Source organism: Serratia sp. 506_PEND (assembly GCF_001076875.1).
In the GTDB taxonomy this organism is placed as follows: domain Bacteria; phylum Pseudomonadota; class Gammaproteobacteria; order Enterobacterales; family Enterobacteriaceae; genus Serratia; species Serratia marcescens.
The window spans coordinates 1-5412 of record NZ_JVEL01000352.1 but is presented as its reverse complement, the minus strand read 5'-3'; the positions used below and the strand labels follow the sequence as shown (position 1 = coordinate 5412).

Genomic DNA, 5412 nt, shown 5'->3' with positions numbered 1-5412 from the left:
GTAAGCACGTGGTGAACTCACCTTGCGTTGCAAGGTGAGTTTGTGTTTTGGATTTTCAGAGGACTAACGGAAGGTATTGCCGGCGTACGGCAGCAGCTCATTCAACCGCCGGTTCGGCCACGACGGCAACCGCGTCAGTACATCACGCAACCAGGCATACGGCTCCAAACCGTTCAGCTTTGCCGTCTCCAGCAGACTCAGGATATTCGCCATTCGCTGACCCGCTCGCAGACTGCCTGCGAAGAGCCAGTTCTTGCGCCCAACCGCCACCGGACGTATCACGTTCTCCGCCCGGTTGTTGTCTATCGGTACCCGACCATCCTCCAGATAGACCAGTAACGCCGCCCATCGCTTCAACGTATAGTCGATGGCCTTGCGTATCCCCGAGTTTGGTGCCGTCTTCTGCTGCTTCACCTGTAACCAGCTTTCGAACGCCTTCAACCGCGGTTTGGCATAACGGTGTCGCCATCGTCGTCGTTGTTCTGCCGGGCGCTGCTTTATCCGTCGCTCCAGGTTGTACAGCTCGCGGATAGTGGCCAGGGCGATTTCTGCCACCGGACTGCCGTTCGCCTTGTGCTGGTCGAAGAACTTCCGACGCACATGCGCCCAGCAGCCGGCTTCCTTCACGCTACCTTCGTCGAACAGCGCCCGGTAACCGGCATAGCCGTCCACGACCAACGTACCCTGCCAGCTATCCAGCATCGCGCTGGCATAGGTGCCACTGCGGCCCGGCTGGCAGTCATACAGCACCACCGCCCTGTCTGCCCCGGCGGCGCTGACGTAGGCCCACAGATACCCCTTCTGGCTGTGACCTTTTTCGGGATTGAGCAACAGTAACGGTGTCTCATCCGCCTGCAGTACCGCTTGCTGCAGCAGGTCCTGCCGCAGGGCGTCGGCCAGTGGCTTCAGTGCCGCCCCCACCGCACCGAACCAACCAGCCAGCGTGCTGCAGGGAATATCGATACCGTGACGCAGGTAGATTTTCTGCTGACGGTATAGCGGCAGATGGTCACTGCATTTGGCTACGGTGACCTGGGCCAACAACCCCGGACCGGGCTGGCCTTTTTCGATAAGCTGAGGCGGTAAGGGAACGGTATGGACGGTTTCACAGCAGGGACAGCTGTAGTGCGGGCGCACCGTGCGATGCACCACCACCCGAGCCGGAATGTACTCCAGCCGTTCGCTCACCTCATCACGCAGGGGGCGCAGGGCGTGCCCGCAGTCGGGGCAGTCATGACTGCTCAGGTCAAGACGGACCGTTTCACGGGATAACTCTGGCGGCAATGGCTGGCGTTTGGGCGGTGTGCCAGGGAGCGCCTTGCCTGCCGGTAACACCGCCGCCAACTGCTGTTCCAGGTCGGCGGTGTCGGCATCGACATCCTCTTCCGCCAGGCTCCGCTGTTCGCCCTGGAAGGCTTCACTCTTGCGGCCGAAGCGCCAGCGACGGCCGGCCTTCAGCGCGTCTTCCAGGGCCTGGATGTAGTGAGCCTGAGCTTCGAGCAGGGCCAGAGCCCGGACACGTAACTCATGGGGATCTTGTGTGGTAAACAGCGCGTCGATATCCATATCAGCAGCTTGACATAACGGACGGTGATAATCACGTCATATCATGACGTTAACGTTTAACGTCTCAGGTTTCCCAGCCCGGCAGGTCAAGCCCCTCAACCTGTTGCCAGTCTACCCCCTTGGTCAGCCAGGCGAACTGCTCTGCCGTCAGCGGCCAGGCGGTATCCCCGGGGCGGGGCCAGGTGAAGTGGCCCTGATGCAACCGGCGGGTGCACAGCCAGACGCCGTGCTTGTCCCACTGCAACACTTTGATGCGTGAGCGTGCCTTGTTGCAGAAAACCACCGCGGTTCCCGGCGGTAAGGGCGAGGGCAAGTGTTCATCGGCCAGCCGGGTCAGGGTATCAATACCCCGGCGCATATCGGTCGGCTCACGGGCCAGCCAGATGGCATGAGGCATTAGCATAGGTTGAGCTCCGCCATGATGGCCGGCAACTGGCTGGGCTGGCAGGTGATGGAGCACCGTTTTAAATTCAGGGTAATGGCGGGCATATGCGGGTCTATGTTGGGGAGGGATAGCGGTGCCTCTTCAGGGGCAACAGTCACCGGAATAAAAGGGGGTTCAGCGGCCGGTGACGTTGGGATTTTGGTCCACTTGCCGACCCAGTTGCAAAAGGTTTTGACATTGAGATGGTGTTGCAGGCTGTACTGAGTGCGGGACAGGCCGCTGAATTGCCAGTCGGCGACATGTTGCTGCTGTTGTTGGAGGGTATGGCGAGATTTTGGCATGGGGGAACCTGCGTAGTGAACATGAGGTTCAAGCGTGCCGAGTCGCACAAGGATTAACAATGTGAGTTCACCGCGTGCTTACAATGGAAAGACTGATGGAAGAGGTATTTGGATAATGGTTAAGAAGCCAAGTCAACAAGCCTCATCACGCGCAGCGGTAACACCAGAACAGGCTGACGAACTGGCACAGCGCCTGGCAGATAAGCCTTATGGTGATCCTGTAAAATCAGTCCCTGAGAAAGAGGTCCCGGAAAAGCAGTGCAGAACTACAATTTCTCTACATGAATCTATGTTGTTAAAGGTTGAAGATCTAGCACTGAAAAACAAGCGGAATGGTATAGAGCCTAAGAATGTAAGCGCCATTGTAAGGGAAGCTCTGGAGCTCTACCTAAATAATATGAAATCATAAATCATAAATCATAAATCATACTTGTGAAGTGTTATTTATGAGGTGTGAAGTATGATTTAATGCGAATATGCGTGGCCACCTTTTGGTGGCCGAACACTTTAGAGCATCCCAAAGATACAATTCCCTCTAGCCGGTCTTCATTCTAACTCAGCTAGAAGGATTCAAACTTTTTAGCAGGCTTACCGCTTCGGTTTCTGGCATCTGGAACTGAACGCGATGGCGTGCTGCGACATCGAGCGCAAACACCTTCGTATACACCTCCGTGGAGCTGACCGACTTGTGTCCCATCAACGCCTGCAACACCTTGAGCGGAATGCCGGCATACAGCATGTGCATCGTAAGCACGTGGTGAACTCACCTTGCGTTGCAAGGTGAGTTTGTGTTTTGGATTTTCAGAGGACTAACGGAAGGTATTGCCGGCGTACGGCAGCAGCTCATTCAACCGCCGGTTCGGCCACGACGGCAACCGCGTCAGTACATCACGCAACCAGGCATACGGCTCCAAACCGTTCAGCTTTGCCGTCTCCAGCAGACTCAGGATATTCGCCATTCGCTGACCCGCTCGCAGACTGCCTGCGAAGAGCCAGTTCTTGCGCCCAACCGCCACCGGACGTATCACGTTCTCCGCCCGGTTGTTGTCTATCGGTACCCGACCATCCTCCAGATAGACCAGTAACGCCGCCCATCGCTTCAACGTATAGTCGATGGCCTTGCGTATCCCCGAGTTTGGTGCCGTCTTCTGCTGCTTCACCTGTAACCAGCTTTCGAACGCCTTCAACCGCGGTTTGGCATAACGGTGTCGCCATCGTCGTCGTTGTTCTGCCGGGCGCTGCTTTATCCGTCGCTCCAGGTTGTACAGCTCGCGGATAGTGGCCAGGGCGATTTCTGCCACCGGACTGCCGTTCGCCTTGTGCTGGTCGAAGAACTTCCGACGCACATGCGCCCAGCAGCCGGCTTCCTTCACGCTACCTTCGTCGAACAGCGCCCGGTAACCGGCATAGCCGTCCACGACCAACGTACCCTGCCAGCTATCCAGCATCGCGCTGGCATAGGTGCCACTGCGGCCCGGCTGGCAGTCATACAGCACCACCGCCCTGTCTGCCCCGGCGGCGCTGACGTAGGCCCACAGATACCCCTTCTGGCTGTGACCTTTTTCGGGATTGAGCAACAGTAACGGTGTCTCATCCGCCTGCAGTACCGCTTGCTGCAGCAGGTCCTGCCGCAGGGCGTCGGCCAGTGGCTTCAGTGCCGCCCCCACCGCACCGAACCAACCAGCCAGCGTGCTGCAGGGAATATCGATACCGTGACGCAGGTAGATTTTCTGCTGACGGTATAGCGGCAGATGGTCACTGCATTTGGCTACGGTGACCTGGGCCAACAACCCCGGACCGGGCTGGCCTTTTTCGATAAGCTGAGGCGGTAAGGGAACGGTATGGACGGTTTCACAGCAGGGACAGCTGTAGTGCGGGCGCACCGTGCGATGCACCACCACCCGAGCCGGAATGTACTCCAGCCGTTCGCTCACCTCATCACGCAGGGGGCGCAGGGCGTGCCCGCAGTCGGGGCAGTCATGACTGCTCAGGTCAAGACGGACCGTTTCACGGGATAACTCTGGCGGCAATGGCTGGCGTTTGGGCGGTGTGCCAGGGAGCGCCTTGCCTGCCGGTAACACCGCCGCCAACTGCTGTTCCAGGTCGGCGGTGTCGGCATCGACATCCTCTTCCGCCAGGCTCCGCTGTTCGCCCTGGAAGGCTTCACTCTTGCGGCCGAAGCGCCAGCGACGGCCGGCCTTCAGCGCGTCTTCCAGGGCCTGGATGTAGTGAGCCTGAGCTTCGAGCAGGGCCAGAGCCCGGACACGTAACTCATGGGGATCTTGTGTGGTAAACAGCGCGTCGATATCCATATCAGCAGCTTGACATAACGGACGGTGATAATCACGTCATATCATGACGTTAACGTTTAACGTCTCAGGTTTCCCAGCCCGGCAGGTCAAGCCCCTCAACCTGTTGCCAGTCTACCCCCTTGGTCAGCCAGGCGAACTGCTCTGCCGTCAGCGGCCAGGCGGTATCCCCGGGGCGGGGCCAGGTGAAGTGGCCCTGATGCAACCGGCGGGTGCACAGCCAGACGCCGTGCTTGTCCCACTGCAACACTTTGATGCGTGAGCGTGCCTTGTTGCAGAAAACCACCGCGGTTCCCGGCGGTAAGGGCGAGGGCAAGTGTTCATCGGCCAGCCGGGTCAGGGTATCAATACCCCGGCGCATATCGGTCGGCTCACGGGCCAGCCAGATGGCATGAGGCATTAGCATAGGTTGAGCTCCGCCATGATGGCCGGCAACTGGCTGGGCTGGCAGGTGATGGAGCACCGTTTTAAATTCAGGGTAATGGCGGGCATATGCGGGTCTATGTTGGGGAGGGATAGCGGTGCCTCTTCAGGGGCAACAGTCACCGGAATAAAAGGGGGTTCAGCGGCCGGTGACGTTGGGATTTTGGTCCACTTGCCGACCCAGTTGCAAAAGGTTTTGACATTGAGATGGTGTTGCAGGCTGTACTGAGTGCGGGACAGGCCGCTGAATTGCCAGTCGGCGACATGTTGCTGCTGTTGTTGGAGGGTATGGCGAGATTTTGGCATGGGGGAACCTGCGTAGTGAACATGAGGTTCAAGCGTGCCGAGTCGCACAAGGATTAACAATGTGAGTTCACCGCGTGCTTAC

General features: G+C 58.4%; 7 protein-coding genes and 1 pseudogene. 1 reads left to right on the top strand and 7 read right to left on the bottom strand.

Features of this window, described 5'->3' with window-relative positions:
• Nucleotides 1–63 precede the first annotated feature (63 nt).
• The 3 genes from tnpC (ADK28_RS11425) to tnpA (ADK28_RS31500) all read right to left on the bottom strand — a co-directional run bounded on the left by tnpC (ADK28_RS11425) (nucleotide 64) and on the right by tnpA (ADK28_RS31500) (nucleotide 2292).
• The gene (tnpC, locus tag ADK28_RS11425; RefSeq protein WP_048795398.1) at nucleotides 64–1566 is read right to left on the bottom strand and encodes an IS66 family transposase; all 1503 of its coding nucleotides are present in this window, start codon (nucleotides 1564–1566) and stop codon (nucleotides 64–66) included.
• Nucleotides 1567–1630: 64 nt separating this feature from the next.
• Nucleotides 1631–1969, bottom strand: coding sequence for an IS66 family insertion sequence element accessory protein TnpB (tnpB, locus tag ADK28_RS11420; RefSeq protein WP_048795397.1), 339 nt, complete (start codon nucleotides 1967–1969; stop codon nucleotides 1631–1633).
• A complete protein-coding gene (gene tnpA / locus ADK28_RS31500) occupies nucleotides 1963–2292 on the bottom strand; it encodes an IS66 family insertion sequence element accessory protein TnpA (RefSeq protein ID WP_049191698.1) in 330 nt (109 codons plus the stop codon). Before tnpA (ADK28_RS31500) ends, tnpB (ADK28_RS11420) begins: the two co-directional genes overlap by 7 nt.
• A 61-nt stretch (nucleotides 2293–2353) precedes the next feature.
• Here tnpA (ADK28_RS31500) and ADK28_RS30050 point away from each other — a divergent pair, with 61 nt between their 5' ends.
• Nucleotides 2354–2701 (top strand): CopG family transcriptional regulator, encoded by a 348-nt coding sequence (locus ADK28_RS30050; RefSeq protein WP_239686238.1) that lies wholly within the window; start codon nucleotides 2354–2356, stop codon nucleotides 2699–2701.
• 147 nt (nucleotides 2702–2848) lie between these two features.
• On the opposite strand, the pseudogene ADK28_RS11415 reads toward ADK28_RS30050, so the two are convergent.
• The 4 genes and pseudogenes from ADK28_RS11415 to tnpA (ADK28_RS31495) form a co-directional block, all read right to left on the bottom strand.
• Nucleotides 2849–3049 (bottom strand): annotated as a pseudogene (locus ADK28_RS11415) (tyrosine-type recombinase/integrase); the annotation flags it as partial.
• 52 nt (nucleotides 3050–3101) lie between these two features.
• Entirely contained in the window at nucleotides 3102–4604 is a 1503-nt protein-coding gene (tnpC, locus tag ADK28_RS11410; RefSeq protein WP_048795398.1) for an IS66 family transposase, read from the bottom strand.
• A gap of 64 nt (nucleotides 4605–4668) precedes the next feature.
• Complete coding sequence (gene tnpB / locus ADK28_RS11405) at nucleotides 4669–5007, bottom strand: IS66 family insertion sequence element accessory protein TnpB (protein WP_048795397.1); 339 nt, start codon at nucleotides 5005–5007, stop codon at nucleotides 4669–4671.
• Nucleotides 5001–5330, bottom strand: a complete 330-nt coding sequence (gene tnpA, locus ADK28_RS31495) for an IS66 family insertion sequence element accessory protein TnpA (RefSeq protein ID WP_049191698.1) — start codon at nucleotides 5328–5330, stop codon at nucleotides 5001–5003. Before tnpA (ADK28_RS31495) ends, tnpB (ADK28_RS11405) begins: the two co-directional genes overlap by 7 nt.
• Nucleotides 5331–5412: the final 82 nt, after the last annotated feature.